Source organism: Reticulibacter mediterranei (assembly GCF_016587455.1).
The window spans coordinates 6,005,129-6,021,185 of the sequence record NZ_BNJK01000001.1 but is presented as its reverse complement, the minus strand read 5'-3'; the positions used below and the strand labels follow the sequence as shown (position 1 = coordinate 6,021,185).

At 52.9% G+C, this 16,057-nt stretch carries 18 protein-coding genes; 10 read left to right on the top strand and 8 right to left on the bottom strand.

Translation table 11 applies throughout. From position 1 onward, the window contains the following. The first annotated feature begins 6 nt into the window (after positions 1–6). Positions 7–1,182: a glycosyltransferase family 4 protein gene (locus K3T83_RS26045; protein ID WP_220205848.1), complete on the top strand. Its 1,176-nt coding sequence runs from the start codon at positions 7–9 to the stop codon at positions 1,180–1,182. Positions 1,183–1,192: 10 nt separating this feature from the next. After that, positions 1,193–2,314, top strand: coding sequence for a glycosyltransferase family 4 protein (locus K3T83_RS26040; protein ID WP_220205847.1), 1,122 nt, complete (start codon positions 1,193–1,195; stop codon positions 2,312–2,314). Between the two features lie 9 nt (positions 2,315–2,323). Here the strand turns inward: K3T83_RS26040 and K3T83_RS26035 are convergent, their stop codons facing one another. From K3T83_RS26035 to K3T83_RS26025, 3 genes are all read right to left on the bottom strand, one after another. Next, positions 2,324–2,866, bottom strand: coding sequence for an SRPBCC family protein (locus K3T83_RS26035; protein ID WP_220205846.1), 543 nt, complete (start codon positions 2,864–2,866; stop codon positions 2,324–2,326). 10 nt (positions 2,867–2,876) lie between these two features. Then, the gene (locus tag K3T83_RS26030) at positions 2,877–3,206 is read right to left on the bottom strand and encodes an ArsR/SmtB family transcription factor (RefSeq protein ID WP_220205845.1); all 330 of its coding nucleotides are present in this window, start codon (positions 3,204–3,206) and stop codon (positions 2,877–2,879) included. A gap of 112 nt (positions 3,207–3,318) precedes the next feature. Further along, complete coding sequence (locus K3T83_RS26025) at positions 3,319–3,711, bottom strand: VOC family protein (RefSeq protein WP_220205844.1); 393 nt, start codon at positions 3,709–3,711, stop codon at positions 3,319–3,321. A 516-nt stretch (positions 3,712–4,227) separates the two neighbouring features. Here K3T83_RS26025 and K3T83_RS26020 point away from each other — a divergent pair. The 3 genes from K3T83_RS26020 (at position 4,228) to K3T83_RS26010 (ending at position 8,186) form a co-directional block, all read left to right on the top strand. After that, positions 4,228–6,084 (top strand): S9 family peptidase, encoded by a 1,857-nt coding sequence (locus tag K3T83_RS26020; RefSeq protein ID WP_220205843.1) that lies wholly within the window; start codon positions 4,228–4,230, stop codon positions 6,082–6,084. A 106-nt stretch (positions 6,085–6,190) separates the two neighbouring features. Then, a complete protein-coding gene (locus tag K3T83_RS26015; protein ID WP_373324608.1) occupies positions 6,191–7,123 on the top strand; it encodes a ribose-phosphate diphosphokinase in 933 nt (310 codons plus the stop codon). Positions 7,124–7,424: 301 nt separating this feature from the next. Continuing rightward, on the top strand, positions 7,425–8,186 hold the full coding sequence (locus K3T83_RS26010; protein WP_220205841.1) for an anti-sigma factor family protein: 762 nt from the start codon (positions 7,425–7,427) through the stop codon (positions 8,184–8,186). Positions 8,187–8,195: 9 nt separating this feature from the next. Here K3T83_RS26010 and K3T83_RS26005 read toward each other — a convergent pair whose 3' ends face one another. Next, a complete protein-coding gene (locus K3T83_RS26005; RefSeq protein WP_220205840.1) occupies positions 8,196–8,753 on the bottom strand; it encodes a hypothetical protein in 558 nt (185 codons plus the stop codon). Between the two features lie 126 nt (positions 8,754–8,879). Here K3T83_RS26005 and K3T83_RS26000 point away from each other — a divergent pair, with 126 nt between their 5' ends. Beyond that, positions 8,880–9,542: a nitroreductase family protein gene (locus tag K3T83_RS26000; RefSeq protein WP_220205839.1), complete on the top strand. Its 663-nt coding sequence runs from the start codon at positions 8,880–8,882 to the stop codon at positions 9,540–9,542. On the opposite strand, the gene K3T83_RS25995 is transcribed toward K3T83_RS26000, so the two are convergent. Continuing rightward, positions 9,516–10,709, bottom strand: coding sequence for a hypothetical protein (locus K3T83_RS25995; RefSeq protein ID WP_220205838.1), 1,194 nt, complete (start codon positions 10,707–10,709; stop codon positions 9,516–9,518). The two genes, K3T83_RS26000 and K3T83_RS25995, sit on opposite strands and share 27 nt — an antisense overlap. Positions 10,710–10,726: 17 nt before the next feature. Further along, positions 10,727–11,059, bottom strand: a complete 333-nt coding sequence (locus K3T83_RS25990; protein WP_220205837.1) for a DUF2087 domain-containing protein — start codon at positions 11,057–11,059, stop codon at positions 10,727–10,729. 368 nt (positions 11,060–11,427) lie between these two features. On the opposite strand from K3T83_RS25990, the gene K3T83_RS25985 reads away from it, so the two are divergent. From K3T83_RS25985 to K3T83_RS25975, 3 genes are all read left to right on the top strand, one after another. Continuing rightward, positions 11,428–11,751, top strand: coding sequence for an L-rhamnose mutarotase (locus K3T83_RS25985; protein ID WP_220205836.1), 324 nt, complete (start codon positions 11,428–11,430; stop codon positions 11,749–11,751). A gap of 12 nt (positions 11,752–11,763) precedes the next feature. Beyond that, positions 11,764–12,921: a Gfo/Idh/MocA family protein gene (locus K3T83_RS25980; protein ID WP_220205835.1), complete on the top strand. Its 1,158-nt coding sequence runs from the start codon at positions 11,764–11,766 to the stop codon at positions 12,919–12,921. 207 nt (positions 12,922–13,128) lie between these two features. Then, on the top strand, positions 13,129–13,818 hold the full coding sequence (locus tag K3T83_RS25975) for a VOC family protein (RefSeq protein ID WP_220205834.1): 690 nt from the start codon (positions 13,129–13,131) through the stop codon (positions 13,816–13,818). Position 13,819: 1 nt separating this feature from the next. On the opposite strand, the gene K3T83_RS25970 is transcribed toward K3T83_RS25975, so the two are convergent. Beyond that, the gene (locus K3T83_RS25970; protein WP_220205833.1) at positions 13,820–13,996 is read right to left on the bottom strand and encodes a hypothetical protein; all 177 of its coding nucleotides are present in this window, start codon (positions 13,994–13,996) and stop codon (positions 13,820–13,822) included. A gap of 41 nt (positions 13,997–14,037) precedes the next feature. On the opposite strand from K3T83_RS25970, the gene coaA reads away from it, so the two are divergent. Beyond that, positions 14,038–15,021, top strand: a complete 984-nt coding sequence (coaA, locus tag K3T83_RS25965; protein ID WP_220205832.1) for a type I pantothenate kinase — start codon at positions 14,038–14,040, stop codon at positions 15,019–15,021. A 10-nt stretch (positions 15,022–15,031) separates the two neighbouring features. Here coaA and K3T83_RS25960 read toward each other — a convergent pair whose 3' ends face one another. Beyond that, positions 15,032–15,883, bottom strand: a complete 852-nt coding sequence (locus K3T83_RS25960) for an MOSC domain-containing protein (protein ID WP_220205831.1) — start codon at positions 15,881–15,883, stop codon at positions 15,032–15,034. Positions 15,884–16,057: the final 174 nt, after the last annotated feature.

Here is a 16,057-nt window from a genome sequence, read left to right as displayed (position 1 = left end):
TCACTAATGAAAATCGGCATTAATGCAATGTTCTTCCAATATCCTGCCACAGGTAGTGGACAATATATGATGCATCTATTGCAAGCATTAAGCGAAATTGATACAGAAAATGATTATGTTTTATTAGGCCCACAAGAATTTGAAGAAGTTCGCAACACCAATAGTCCAAACTTTCCCTATCAGGTTCAGCCTGTACCCGGCTTTGCGCAAAGTAACGAAAATGTCGAAAAGCTGCTGTGGGAACAGGTGACAGGCCCGGCGGCGGCTCGTAAGGCAGGCGTCGATGTCTTCCACGTCCCCTATTTTGCTCCACCGCTGTTGCCGCGTACTCCAACAGTCGTCACCGTCCACGATGTGATCCCTATGCGCCTCCCGGCCTATCAGCCCGACGCCAAAGTGAAAGCTTATATGAGTCTGGTCTCGCGGGCCGCCCGCAACGCGAAACTGATTATTACCGTCTCGCAGCACGCCAAACAGGATATTATCGATGCTCTCAAGATACCAGAGGAGCGCATTCGTGTTATCTACGAAGCTGCCGGTGATGAGTACCAGCCAGTGCAAGATCCCGCAGCGCTGGCTGCAGCACGGGCACGCTATGACGTTGGTGAGCGCTACATCTTCTACCTGGGAGGTCTGGACCAGCGCAAGAACGTGCCGCAACTCGTTCGCGCCTTCGCTCATCTCTATCGACAGATCGGCGATCCTAACCTCCAACTGCTCATTGCTGGCAATCCCGATAAGCACAAGGGACCGCTCTTTCCCGATCCACGACCCGTTGCAGCCGATCTGGGCATGAGCGGGCAGATCGTCTATCGCTTTATTGAAGAGGAAGATAAGCCAGCCATGTATAGCGGGGCTAGTGCGTTTGTCTTTCCATCGCTCTATGAAGGTTTCGGCTTAGATCCATTGGAGGCAATGAGTTGTGGCGCGCCAGTGGTCTGCTCCAATCGCACCTCGCTGCCAGAAGTTGTAGGGGATGCAGCGATTACGGTCGATCCAGAAAATATACAGGAATTGGTTGCAGCAATGCGCCGTGTGCTAACGGACCCGGAGCTGCAAAACGATCTGCGCGCTCGTTCGCTCCAACGCGCAGCCCAATTTAGCTGGCAGAAAGCAGCGCAGGAGACCATCGCCGTCTACGAAGAGACGCTGCAAAGAGCGAAAAACCAGAAGAAGAGGTAGGATAACCGGGATGCGCGTACTGATGATTTCTAAAGCGCTGGTCGCAGGTACATCGCAGCGCAAGCTGGAAGAACTGGCAAAATTTCCAGATGTCGAGCTAACACTGGCGACGCCGCCATACTGGAAGCACGACGATGGCAGCACGTTAACGCTGGAACGGCTCTACACCACCGGATATCGCATGATCGAGACACCAATGATGCTCAACGGCAACTATCATCTCCATTACTATCCACAGTTGAGAAAGATCATGCGCGAGGTGCGGCCAGAGGTGGTGCATATCGACGAGGAACCGTTCAACTTCGCGACGTTTCAGGCGATGTTCCTCTCTACTCAGCAGAAAGCACGCGCCCTCTTCTTCACCTGGCAGAACCTTTATCGCCAATACCCACCACCATTTCGCCAGTTTGAACTCTATAACTATCGCCATACCGCAATGGCGCTGGCTGGCAATCGCGACGCCGCCGAAGTACTCAAGCGCAAGGGGTATCGTGGGCCGGTGCGGATTATTCCACAGTTCGGTTTCGATACCGATATCTACCGTCGGAGCGCTCCCCGTCCACCACGTCAACCCGGTGATCCCTTCACGCTTGGCTTTATTGGACGACTGATCGAGGCAAAGGGGCTGCCGCTGATCGTCGAGGCACTCACTATGTTGCCGGAATACTGTCAGGCAGTCTTTATAGGCAGTGGCCCAATGAAAAGCGAGTTAGAGGTGCAGGCGGCACGTCTGGGCGTGGCGGATCGCGTGATCTTCAAACCGGGCGTGCCAACTTACGAGGTGCCACGCGAGCTGGAGCGCTTTGATGTCCACGTCCTGCCCTCACTGACGCGCAACAACTGGAAAGAGCAATTTGGGCGCACATTGGCCGAGGCGATGTCATGCGAGACGCCGGTAATTGGCTCCAACTCTGGCGAGATCCCCTATGTTATCGGAGACGCTGGCCTGGTCTTTGCAGAGGACAACGCTCAGGAATTGAGCGCCTGTGTGCGCAAGCTGCTCGATGATCCCGCACTCTATGCTGATCTGGCCCGGCGCGGTCGCCAGCGCGTGCTGGACAACTACACACAGGAACAGATTGCCAGACAGACTTACGCAGTCTATCAAGAGATGCTGACGGGACCACAATAAGCCCCGTGGTCAGTTCGGAACATTAATACCAAATTGCCGAGCGTACTCCGAATTGAGCCTTCGCCAACCGAATTTCATCGCCTCGCCACCAACGATACGACCAATGGGAGTTCCGCTGAGAAGGTGATCCAGAACATCGAAACAAATGTGCCACCCGGCTGCACCCATTGAGATGAAGCGGGAACCGATGTTGTGCCATAGCGTCAGACGCGTGCCGAGACCTGTGGCTTCGAGTTCCCACCGGATATCATTGCCACCCCAGTTGTACTCAAGCACTCTGGGAGCGTCGGCTCGTATCACCCTTGTTTCGGAAACCTGCGGCGTGGGCGCTCCTACTGCGGTGAGCTTCACAGTAGTTCCAACCGTACTCAGGCTCCCATCGGCTTCAAAAGGTGCCCATTCGCGCAGATGCGCCGGATCGGTAAGCGCCTGCCAGACTTTTTCCGGCGAGTGGCGCAGCTCTCTGACAAGAATGAGCGTCCACTTGTCTCCGTCCTTTCGTACCTGTGCCCCACTGGCCGGCCCCGGTGTGTACTGCTCGTGATCGATCATCTTTTTCTCCTCATCTTCCTTCCGTTGGTGTTGATTGATCCATGTGATCGAGATGGCGTGCAAGAGCATCTACGTGAGCGGACCAGAACTGACGGAACGGAGCCAGCCAGGCATCCACCTCCTGAAGTGGTTCAGGTTTCAGCTGGTAGAGACGGCGCTGAGCATCTACCGTAGCTTCCACGAAACCAGCCTCGCGCAACACGCGCAGATGCTTTGACACGGTCGGCTGCGACATGCCAAGCTGACGCCCGATCTCTCCAACCGACTGTGGTGACGAGACCAGGAGGCTCAATATCGCGCGGCGGTTCGGCTCCGCAATGATTTCAAACACAGTTTCCACTCTCTTAGTATACTCCACGCGATGGCAGCGCGTGTGGCGCGCCGAGGTATCTCGCAACTCAAGCCGCAGGCATCGACGCCCACCGAACTGCCATCCTGTTGAACGGCCACCCTTAATAGCGCGCCAATTGGGTAAGCTGAATGAGGTTGCCGCAGGTATCGTTCAGCATCGCAATGGTCGAGCCGGTCACGCCTGTAGGTGGCATCGTGAACTCGGCACCTCCGGCTTTTATCCGCTCATAGTCGCCCTTGATGTCGTCGGTGTAGAACATGGCCGCAGGCTGGCCCTGCTGAAAGATCGCCTGCTGATACGTTTTGGCAGCGGGGTTGTCGTTCAGCGCCAACTGTAGTTCAGTACCATCCGGCTCCTCGGGTGAGGTCACGGTCAGCCAACGATATGGCCCCTGACTGACATCCGTCTTCCTGGCAAAACCCAGTACTTCCGTATAGAAGCGCAGCGCCTTGTCCTGGTCGTCCACGTATAACGTAGTCACTTTGATTTTCATTTCGTTTCTCCTTTGTCACATTCGCGATTTGGATCGCGTCGTCTTCTCTTTGACTTCCTTTTCGCTGGTATTGATTGCTCCATGTGGCTCGAACATAATTTCCACTTCCATAGTATACTCCAAGGAGTATATACGTGTCAAGGCATGTAAGAACAAAAGACCCAGGCAACAGTTTCAGTTAGCGTGCGGGATGCGCCGTGCAATGCACTTTTGGCAGGTGAACTTCAGAGTGCTACCCGCTCTGGCCGATTCAGCGTTACAGCCCAGAACTCCCGCCTTCGTTTCCTTCAATTATCGTAAACATCGATTATCAATGTATAATATCGACAATAGACGCTTAACAACATGATAAACCTACCTCATCCTTATCACGACGGCAGGCAACATAAAATGGTATAATACATAACTGCACAGTAGCAACTCAAAAACTCCGTCGCCATTTCAGCATCGTTTGCCGTCTGTCTGGCTGCCCGGAGTGGTGACATATGTATTAAAGCTTGAAAGGATTTACATCGTATGGCTGTTCAACCAGATGTAGCATTGATCCCCAGGAACGTCCTGTTCGGCAATCCCGTCAAGACCAGTCCCCGGATCTCTCCCGATGGCAAGCGCTTAGCCTATTTAGCACCTGTCGATAATGTCCTCAACGTCTGGGTCGGTGATATCGGCAGCGATAACTATCAACCAGTCACCTCAGATAAAGATCGCGGCGTGCGCTTCTATATGTGGGCCGCCGATAATACACATATTCTGTACATTCAGGACGTGGGCGGCAACGAAAACTGGCGTCTCTATGCTACCCATATCGAGACCAGAGAGACGCGGGATCTCACACCATTCGACAATGTACAGGCTCAAATCATTGAACACGACAAACATTTCCCCAACGATCTCATTATTGGCCTGAATAAAGAGAATATCCAGGTCCATGATGTGTATCACCTTGATCTGACAAGCGGCGATTTAACTCTGGTGGCGAAAAATCCAGGCAATATCGCTGGCTGGACCGTTGACGCTCAACTGAAAGTACGTGGAGCGGTCGCTGCCACACCTGATGGCGGCCTCGAACTGTTGATACGCGACAGTGAGCAGGACGAGTGGCGCAAGCTGATAATCTGGAGTTCCGACGATGCCCTCACCAGCGGTCCTGTCGCCTTTACCGTTGATGGACAATCCCTCTACCTGCAAGATTCGCGCGACGCCAACGCCAGCCGCCTCACGAAACTGAATCTGGCAAGCGGCGAAAATACGGTCCTTGCTGAAGATCCGCAATATGACGTGGGGCATGTGATGCTCCATCCCGACACCCGCGATGTGCAGGCGGTCGCTTTTAACAAAGATCGCGTCGAATGGCAGGTACTCGATCCCTCCATCCAGATTGATTTCGACCGCATCCGCGATATCCGCGAAGGCGATTTCTCGATTTTTGGGCGCGACGACGCCGACGAGACCTGGATTGTTGCCATCACGGTGGATAATGGGCCGGGCGCTTTCTACTCCTATAATCGCAAAAATCAGCATGTGCAGTTTCTCTTTGCCACGCAACCAGCACTGGAAGAATACGCTCTGGCACATATGGAACCAATCTCCTTCGCGTCTCGCGATGGCCTGACCATTCACGGCTATCTGACACTGCCAGTTGGATTCGAGGCAAAAAATCTGCCCCTGGTCCTGAACGTGCATGGCGGTCCCTGGGGACGTGATGGCTGGGGCTATCGACCGGAGGCGCAATGGTTTGCTAATCGTGGCTACGCCTGCTTGCAGGTCAATTTCCGGGGATCGACCGGCTATGGTAAAGATTTCTTGAATGCTGGCGATAAAGAGTGGGGGCGCAATATGCACAACGATCTGGTCGATGCGGTTCACTGGGCCATTGACCAGGGCATCGCTGACCCCAAAAAAGTTGCAATTTACGGCGGCTCCTATGGCGGCTATGCAGCGCTGGCCGGGGCAACCTTTACGCCCGACCTCTTCTGCTGTGCCGTCGATATCGTCGGCCCCAGCAATCTCATCACCCTGATCAAAACCATTCCTCCCTACTGGTCTACGTTCCTGGCAACGTTCCATAAGCGCGTCGGCAACCCGGATACGGAGGAGGATTTCCTAAAATCACGCTCGCCTCTCTTCAAGGCCGATCAGATCAAGATCCCGATGCTCATCGCTCAGGGTGCCAATGACCCACGCGTGAAGCAGGCGGAGTCGGAACAGATTGTTGAAGCTATGAAGAGCAACGGCGTAGACTATGAATACATGCTTTTCCCGGATGAGGGGCATGGATTCGCCAAGCCTGAGAATCGGATCAAATTCTATGCTGCCGCCGAAAAGTTCCTGGCTCAACATCTCGGTGGTCGCTATGAAGAGGTAAGCAGTTAGAGAGCGACTATAAGGTGTTCTGGGGAGCTTTGCCCGTTCCATTCAATAAGGCCAGGCTCCTCGCTCCATCCTTTGCAGGAGGTGTGTTGTGATTGGTGACGATCCAATGATGGTTTTTGCAGGAAGTGGGAGTCGGCAGCTGACGGCGCGCATTTGCGACTATCTCCATATCCCTCAAGGGCTGAATGAAACGCTCCATTTCTCAGACGGCAATACATTTGTGCGCATCCAGGAGAATGTGCGGGGGCGACGCGTCTATGTTGTGCAATCAACTGTCTTTCCCACCAACGATAACTTTGTCGAGCTGCTCTTCTGGATCGATGCCTTCAAACGCGCCGGAGCCGAGTCGGTGACGGTCGTAATCCCCTACTTTAGCTATGCCAAAGGCGACAAGAAGGACGAGCCACGCGTCTCCATTCGCGCTCGCGTCTGCGCCGATGCCATCGAGGTTGCCGGAGCTGATCGTGTGGTGACGATGGACCTCCACGCCCCACAGATCCAGGGCTTCTTTCACCGCCCGGTCGATAATCTCTATGCGTTGCCAACGATGTGCGAACGGATCAAAGCGCTCAGGTTGAATAACGTGGTGATCGTCTCGCCGGATGTCGGGTTCGCAAAACAGGCTCGCCGCTACGCCTCCTGCCTGGGCGTCTCCATTGCTATTGCAGACAAAGAGCGGGTCGCACACGATGAGAAGGCAGAGGTATTGCAGATTATTGGTAACGTCAAAGATCAGACGGTGGTGGTTGTCGATGACTTTCTCACGTCCGGTGGCACCCTCGCCAGCGTCTCCGAAAAGCTGATCGAACATGGCGCAACAGAGGTGTACGCGGCTGTGACGCACGGCGTGCTGACCGGAGGCTCCATCGAGCGCATCAACCGCAGCCCGATTAGAAAGCTGTTTATTACCGATACCGTCGAAAATCAGCCGGTGCAGTTCTCGGAGAAAATTGAAGTGATTTCGGTCGCTCCACTGTTCGCCGAAGCAATCAAGCGCATTCATAACCGCGAGAGCATCAGCGAGATGTTCCGCTATTGACCCTATTCAGCCCCAGGTTGTGCATAGGGCAATCTTTTCTTGACAAAGTTAGACAAGAAATATTAAAGTTATATACAACAAGGCTTTTTCAAGTGCTTTTTAAGCGAAATCTATCATAAGCTATATCTGTCTCACCAGCTAAGAAATAAACTGATAGGCAGCTCGAAAGTCTGTAATGCTCTTTTACCGTTTACTCTGGTAGGTAGCGTACATTTTTATTATACCAGTTGTTAAGCAGCATTACTCTATCGGCAGGCACACGAACGCTCAAGGGGGATTGTGTGCTGATAAGGAAACGAGCATGAATTGTTTGAACACAATGGCACCGGGCGATGAAGATATCTTGAAATACGTGTTCGACGAAGCTCCTTTATCACAGGAGGCGCGAGCACACATCAAGCAATGTCCGACGTGTCAGCAGCGTTTAGCCAATTATAAAGATATCAACGCCTTTCTTGTCTCAAGCCTCTATCGCCATCAATGCCCGGGCAGCATGCAATTGAGTCTTTATTGTGCTGGCGAAGTTGCAGAAGAAGAACGAGCGCAAATTACCGCCCATTTACGCGAATGCCCACTATGCGCACAAGAAGTTGCAGACACGCGGCGCTTTCTGGCAGATACGGAACTGACGGACGGCCCGATGGACACAATAGAAGATACGGTCCGCCGCATCGTCGCCACCTTGCAGCCACCACAGCCATCGCTGGTTGTACGCAACACAGTAAAAACGACGGGCTGGCCGCGCCAATACCGAGCCGAGGCGTACTCGCTGCTGCTCGATCTCTCCGCCGACAAACAAGAGAAATATACGCTAATTGGCACTCTCACCCATATGAACGACGCAATCTCGCTGGATGTATTTGAGGGAAAAGAGGTGGAGTTGCACCTGCTTGCCAAACACAATCAGCTTTACAGACCCATTACATCCACACAGATCGATGATATGGGCAGCTTCGTCTTGCATGCCATCCCTGCCGGAACGTATCGCCTGCTTGTCAATCTGGACGATTGCGAATTGGAAGTGGACGATTTGCCGATTACGGCTTCGCAAAAGGTGCGCTGATCCTGCTGTTCATGAATACATATATGCCTGCAGGGGTTGATCGTCCCAGATCTGGGCCTCGATGTAGCGCTCTGGCCCGCATGCTCCATCCTGATTCCAGTCTTGCGGCAAGCCATACTGCTGAATGAGGCTTTGCAGTTCATCTAACGTGTATACCTGATCACGATACGGCTTGCCATCAGTATAAAGCATGGCAGGAAACGAGTCGCCATAGGTGAAGCTGATCGTTTGTGGATGAAAAGCGCTCAACGGGATCGTCACCACATCAACCTCTTGATACCACGTGCAGAGCCAATCGCAAGCACCAACAATCATATAATGCGGTCGCTCGCGTCGAGGCTGTCCCCTTTTCTGTACAAACAACGCACGGATACGCTCCTCCAATTCTCGTCTGATACGCAAATAATCGGGAGCGCGGCGAGCAGCAAAGCAATTTCCCTCATCACGCAATTGCTGTAATATTGCCTCAGCAGCTTCACTTTCCAGGTCTGAGAGATTGCGAAAAGGTCCATGTGTGGCCTCAAAATAATGATAGAGAAATAACGGAGATGAAAAAGCACTGAGCATAGAACGCTATCACCTTTGCTAGAAACGAAGAAGTTATACATCTACAGCAGTATACAATGCTATGATAAGGGAACAATCAGCAACATTGACCATATAAAGACATATCGTTTCAGGGGGATCATATACATGTCACTATTGCCACTAACGCCAGATGAATTATTGGCAACGACTCGTTCTATACGCAAACGGCTGGATTTCTCGCGCCCGGTTGAGCGGGAGGTCATTCAGGAATGTCTGGAACTGGCGGCTCAGGCACCAACGGGAGGTAACAATCAGAACTGGCATTTTGTGGTTGTGACCAGTCAACGACAGCGGGAAGCGCTTGGCGATATCTACCGCAAAGGTTTCGCCCATTATCAACAGCTTATCCTCTCAGGCCGCCTCACCACATCAACCAGTGCGACCGCGCCAGAACAGGTGGCAAGCTATCGCAAGGTGAGAAGATCTTCGCAATATCTCCTCGACAATATACATAGAGTGCCGGTGATGCTCATTCCGTGTATTTATGATCGCGTGGATGGTCAACCTTCAGTGGAACAGGCCGGAACGTGGGGATCGATTTTGCCGGCAACCTGGAGTTTTATGCTGGCAGCGCGTGCTCGTGGCCTGGGAACATGCTGGACAACGCTCCATCTCTATTATGAGCGCCAGGCTGCTGCAATCCTGGGTATCCCCTACGAACGAGTGACGCAGGCCGCGCTGATCCCAGTCGCCTATACGCTTGGCACAGACTTCAAGCGAGCCTCGCGGGTTCCCTTGCAATCAATCGTGCATTGGGAGCAATGGTAGAAAAGCCGGATAATAGCTGGGGCTGGTCGCCTCTGGCCAGAGGCGTTCAAGCTCAACGGCAATGGCACGCAAGGTGGCTCCAGTCTCAGCAAAATGATGAAAGTTCTCTGAAACACGCACTGCTGCATTCAAATAGAGCAGAAACCGCTCCCGATCCGTCAATGCAACCAGGCAACGATCAGATTCTAGCATCTTTTCCAGCGGACATAGAAATTGAAAGTTGAGCGCCCAGGCAACACACGCTCCAACCACACCGCTATAGAAGAGGCTATCATCAGCAGCTTCGGGACAACCCTGTACCAATTCGGCTCGATAGGCAGCCTCGACACGCTCTATGACCGTTTCAGGCATACGGTAAACACACCAGCATGTCGGAAATGGCATACGACAATAGACACCTTCCAACAAAGCATGTGTATAACGGCCCCCCTCAAAATCAAACAGCCGCCAGGCTGTGCCATCAAACAGGCAGTTATCCGGTGCAGCATCAGATTGAACGAAGGAGAGAAAGGGACCAGGATCCACCAGAGAAGCGGTTACTATCCCCAGTTCTTCATCAACCTTTGATGGTACTGAAATATTTAGCGTAGCCGCTATTTTGTGCAAAGTCGGAAATAACCAGCGATAATTGTAATAAGTTGCATCTGAGATGCTAGAATCTAATCGCTCACGAATACGCAAATACTCGGCTCGTTTCCCGCACGAAAGCGCATGCAAGCGACCATGTAAAGCTGCATAGGCCTGTAGAGCCTGTTCAGCAGCTACAGAATCATTGCCAAGCAAGTAGTGATCCAACCGCCGACCCTGTCCAAGATCTTCCAGCACAAACACGCCTGCCGCTCTATCACCTCCGTAAAAAGTTGGCACGAGCGAACTTGTGGCCTCCCCCCTCGATAGAAACTCCACCGAGGCCCAATCATTGAAGAACAGCCAGGATGGTTCGCTTATGGTATCAGAGTCAAAGATAGGCATCATACTTCTTTTGACAATAACGCTGGCTGGCACTGCTGTCGGACCGTCCAATACATGACAACGCAAGACAATTGTACGCTCGCTCCCTCCAAGCTCCTTACCCTTGTCAAGCTGCACTTTCCCTCCAAAAGTGTCGGCCAATATTTTTTCGGCGGTGGCTATCGCCGCTTGCAGAGCGACATTTTGTTGTTTCACGTTGAATCCTTTCAATCTCATCTTTCACGCCAGTAACGCGAACCATCTCGCGTGCGTTTGAGGTAGGCGTAATCACACAACACGCGGCGCACCGTTGCCGGATCGTTGAAGACGATGTAACGATCAAGCAGTTCGTTGACCTCTTTTTCCGTATACGAGCGCCCTTCCTCAAACGCGGATACCAAATAGCCAAGTATGATATCTCTGCTCTCTCGCTTGCGAAGAGGCCAGCTATTCACGCGCCCTCGCATATCCAGATAGCGCTCGATCTCTGGCTCTCTGGCAGCATAGATCTCACGAGTACGCTCAACATCGGGATCTTCCATATACATCGTTTGCTTTATCTCCATACATTTTCCGTTTTCCCATTAATGGTGCATTTACCCTCTCCCGTAGCGACAATCCCTTGCGGTTGTCGCGGCCCCTGTTCGTTTCGTCGGTATTACCCGCGACAACCGCAAGGGATTGTCGCTACGGGAGAGGATACCGTCCCTGCCAGGAAACAATCGACATTTCTCCTCCATTTCCCAGATGTATCCATAACCATTTTCTATTAAATCACATATATTTGCTCACGCAGTGGAAGAATCGGCCCTTGCTTCTCGCAACAATCCAGCACATACTTACATATATACGTGTATCGACGCTCCCCTGGTAACAGCGAGAGTGTCATCGTCCTATGCAAACGATGCAAGTTTGCTCAAGAGGAGGAGGATACGTGAAACGCGTTGGTTTCCAACTGAAGGTCCGGCAAGATCTGATCGACGACTACAAAAAGCGACATCAGGCAGTGTGGCCGGAGATGCAGGATGCCCTGAGACGCGCAGGTTGGCACAACTATTCACTCTTTATGCGGCCAGATGGCACCATCTTTGGCTATGTTGAGGTTGACGAGAGCTTTGCTCAGGTACTCGACAACATGGAACATGAGGAGATCAATCTGCGCTGGCAAACCTATATGGACGGCTTCTTCGAGATTGCACCCGGATTGCGTGCAGATCAAGCCATGCTAGAACTAGAAGAAGTTTTTCATCTCGACTAGAAGGAGCATATCATGCAAAAATCGAAAGTGGGAGTTGGAGTTATCGGGGTTGGCGGCATCAGTAGTTACGTTCACCTGCCGGGGCTGCAACTGTGCCCAGATGCAGAAATTGTCGCATTTTGTGATAGCAATACTGATCTGCTGAAACAAAAGGCAGCACAGTATCATATTGACCATATTTTTACGGACTACCACGATCTACTGCAAGATCCAGCCGTCGATGCGGTCGTCGTCGCCACACCAACGGTCATGCACGCCCCAATCGCGCTGGCAGCTATCGCAGCGGGCAAACATGTACTGGTCGAAAAGCAGTTGGCAATGAACTATGCTGAGGCGGTCCAGATGTACGAAGCGGCTCAACAGGCCGGTGTAGTGCATATGACGGCCTTCACCTATCGTTTTGTGCCAGCGATGCGCTACCTCAAATATTTACTGGGAAAAGGCACCATCGGTCTGCCACGCCATTTGCGGGTTGCTCGCTTGCAAGAGGTACGCGAGACGACGCTGGGCTGGCGACAAAATCGCGCGCTGGCTGGCACCGGCGAGGTTGGCGATATGGGCGCGCATCGCATCGACTTTTGCCAGGATCTCATCGGCCCGATCGCACGCGTGGTCAGCCTGACACGTACGTTTATTCCCGAACGTGCTGGACCCGATGGCAAGCCAATTCCCGCCGATGTGGAGGATTTCGCCATCTTCCTTGCCGAATTTGCCGAAGGCGTGGGCGTTGAGCAGGGTGCGGCGGCTAATTTTGATTTGAGCAAGGTTGCTAAAGGGCGAGAAGCTGGCGGTCGCAGTCTCGACGAATTCGAGGTCTACGGCACCGAAGGGACGCTGATCTACCATCTGCATCTGCCCCACGAGATCATGATCGGCAAGCCAGGCGGTAAGTTGGAGAGCGTTCCGGTGCCAACTGAATTTCTGGTCTATCCTGGCTCACCACGTGATCCCTCAGTTGGCGAACCAACCACCGTTTTCCGCTACGATGAGGATTTCGCGTTCATCCAGAATATCCTACATGGCAAGACCGATATCCCCACCTTCTACGATGGCATGCGTACTCAGGCAGTCATCGATGCTGTGATACAATCAGCTCAAGAGCGCCGCTGGGTTGATGTCGCTGACGTGCCAGTCGTGACGACTCCTCTCGCCGCCAGCACAAAGGTCTGATAGCAAGTAGATGTTACAAAGCAAAGGCGTCTCGTCGTAGGGCGCTTTTGCTTACATCCCTTATCTGACCATTGGTACAGCATACTCTATATCCTCTGGACAGTGCATCCAGGCCGCCTCTCTGCTATGCTAGCAATACTTCAGTGAAGCGAAAAGCTATACGAGAAAGTGATGTAAGATAGAAAGCACCAATGAAAGGCGAAACCGATGCATATTACAGAATTAGTCTTAGAGACACACGTCCTCGCCGCCCAACGAGACTTTTATGAACACACGCTGGAATTGCCAGTCGTCGCAGCAAGCGATCAGGCGTTCACGGTGCAGGCCGGTTCGACGCGGTTGACATTCCAGGTAACGGAACAGCGAGAGCCACTCTATCATGTGGCCTTTACCGTTCCCCGCAACAAGGTCAAGCAGGCGAAACAATGGGCCGAGGCGCGTTTCCCGCTCGTCACCGATCCCGCCGGGCATACTGAGTTTACGGGCGGCTCGTGGAACTCCTGGTCAATCTACTTTCGTGATCCAGCCGACAATATTCTGGAATTTATCGCCCATTACGATCTGCCCGGGGAGACTACCGGCGACTTCAGACCAACCGATATGCTGCATGTGAGCGAGATCGGGCTGCCGGTGGATGATGTGCTGGCTCAGGTCTCGCATTTGCAGGAGTTGCTGGGCATCGAGCCATACAAAGGGGAGAGCAGCGAGACCTTCACAGCACAGGGCGACATCTACGGGCTGTTCATCGTCGTCCAGCGTGGCCGCCTCTGGTATCCCGACGTGAAAAGTCCTGGAGTTCCAGCTCCCGTGCAGGTGACGGTGCAAGGTACAGAGGAGCGCCACTACACCCTCGCACCTTTACCCTATAGCGTTGATGTTGTCACAAGCGAGCAGTAAGTTAGCGATGGGCCATTAAGCCGTTGTAGAAAAGGGAAGGAAAAGAGGGGATCGGACGCAATGAATTGCCGTCTCTACCAGATCGGGCGATCAATCGCCTCTGTTCCTCGTTTCCCATGATGGTCAGAAAGGGATGAAAGCGCAATTCATTGCGTGATGGGTGGGGGCGGCAATTCATTGCGCCCGTCGCCCTCGCGGGCATGTGGGAAATAAGCAATAATGGAGCATACAACGGCTAACAGCGAGCAGTTTTCACGTTATATCAGCTTTAGTGGAGAGGATTGGGGAAGATTACGCGCATCTACGCCGATGACGCTTTCAGAGGAGCGCCTCGCTAGACTGCGCGGCCTCAATGAACGTGTCTCTCTGCGAGAGGTGGAACAAATCTATTTGCCACTCTCGCGTCTGCTCAATCTATATGTGAGCGCTACACAAAATCTGCATGCAGCCAGCGCAACGTTTCTACATCCTATAGATACCAATTCGCTAGAGAACAACGCACGAACACACGTCCCGTATATTATCGGGATCGCGGGCAGCGTGGCGGTTGGCAAGAGTACGACGGCGCGTATCCTTCAGGCATTGCTTGCCGACTGGCCGACGCATCCCCATGTCGATCTGGTCACAACCGATGGTTTCCTCTATCCCAACCGCATCTTACAGAAGCGTGGACTGATGCAGCGCAAGGGCTTTCCAGAAAGCTATGACCAGCGCCGTTTGCTCCAATTTCTCCATGATGTGAAATCGGGCATCCCAGAGGTCGCAGCCCCGATGTATTCGCATCTCACCTATGATATTCTCGATACGACGCAGATCGTCAAACAACCAGATATCCTTATAGTGGAAGGGTTAAACGTCCTGCAAACGAAAAGCGGACAGCCGGGCAAGCCCCTGCGCCTCTTCGTCTCCGACTTTTTCGATTTCTCCATTTATGTAGATGCCGAAGCGGTAGACATCGAACAATGGTACATCGAACGCTTCCTCACCCTGCGCGAGACGGCATTTCGCAATAGCGCCTCCTATTTCCATCGCTATGCACAACTGACGATTGATGAAGCTGTTGAGACGGCCCGACGCATCTGGAGCGGGATCAACGGCATCAATTTGCGGGAAAATATCCAGCCAACACGCGAACGGGCACATCTCATACTCCGCAAAGGGCGAGACCACGCTATACAGGAAGCACTGTTGCGCAAACTATAACCTAAGCTATTTATACACGCGCACCCTTTAGCGCGAAATTTGCCATGGCATCTTGTGTGATGATCTCAACACGATCTCCCAACCGAATCGGGCCGGGCCGCGCATAGGTCAGATTTTGCCCGAACATGACACCATTATCCGTTGCCTGACGATACTTTGCCAGCGTTTTGAGCGGCTCCTTGCCCCGTTGCGTCGTGATCTGATCGGTGGTGGTAACGACGCAGCGATCACAGGGCTTCACGATATCAAACGTTACCTCGCCAATGCGAATCATGCGCCAGGTGTCCTCGGCATACGGCTCCGTCCCGCTGACGACGATGTTTGGGCGAAAACGATTCATGGGGAGAGGCTGCTCCAGGCGCGTATTGAGATCGATGAGCGAGGCCTCGCTGATTAAAAGGCAGGGATAGCCGTCGGCAAACGCAACCTGATCCTGCTCGCGGCTGGCGTACTTTGGATTCGACCTCCTGACGCCATCGTTAGGAAAGAGCACCAGACGGCAATTGATGCTCAGAAAGCGGCTAAACCACTCCGCAATCTCGTCGCCTTGATCGATGCCATCGCCGGTATACTTCCAGACAGTAACAGGATAGCGCGGCCCGTGCTGGTTGCTGGAAATCGTCAACGCCTGCATGCCTGTTGCCTGTACAGTCAAATCACCATGAGTGCTGATTGCGGGCCGGATCAGGGCCATACGTGGCTCTTCGCGCTGAGTGATAAGCATGCCCTCACGATCCACCAGCATAAAAGAGCGATCATGCACGATGCCACGCGGACCAAGCTGGGCCACATCGAGCGCAATACCCGCACACGATTTGATCGGATAAACATTCAATGCCGAAACAACAATCGTATCAGACACGACGATTTCCTCTCATTCTCTCAATAGTTACACGGTACTATCTCTTCTATTGTATTATATACCGCCCTCTAACGAGCCACTCACAACGAACACATCGGCACAAATTTCGTCGTGGAGCGATTTATCGCGTTGGCTCGAATACCCTGTTATGCCGTGCCAATGCGATAATGCACA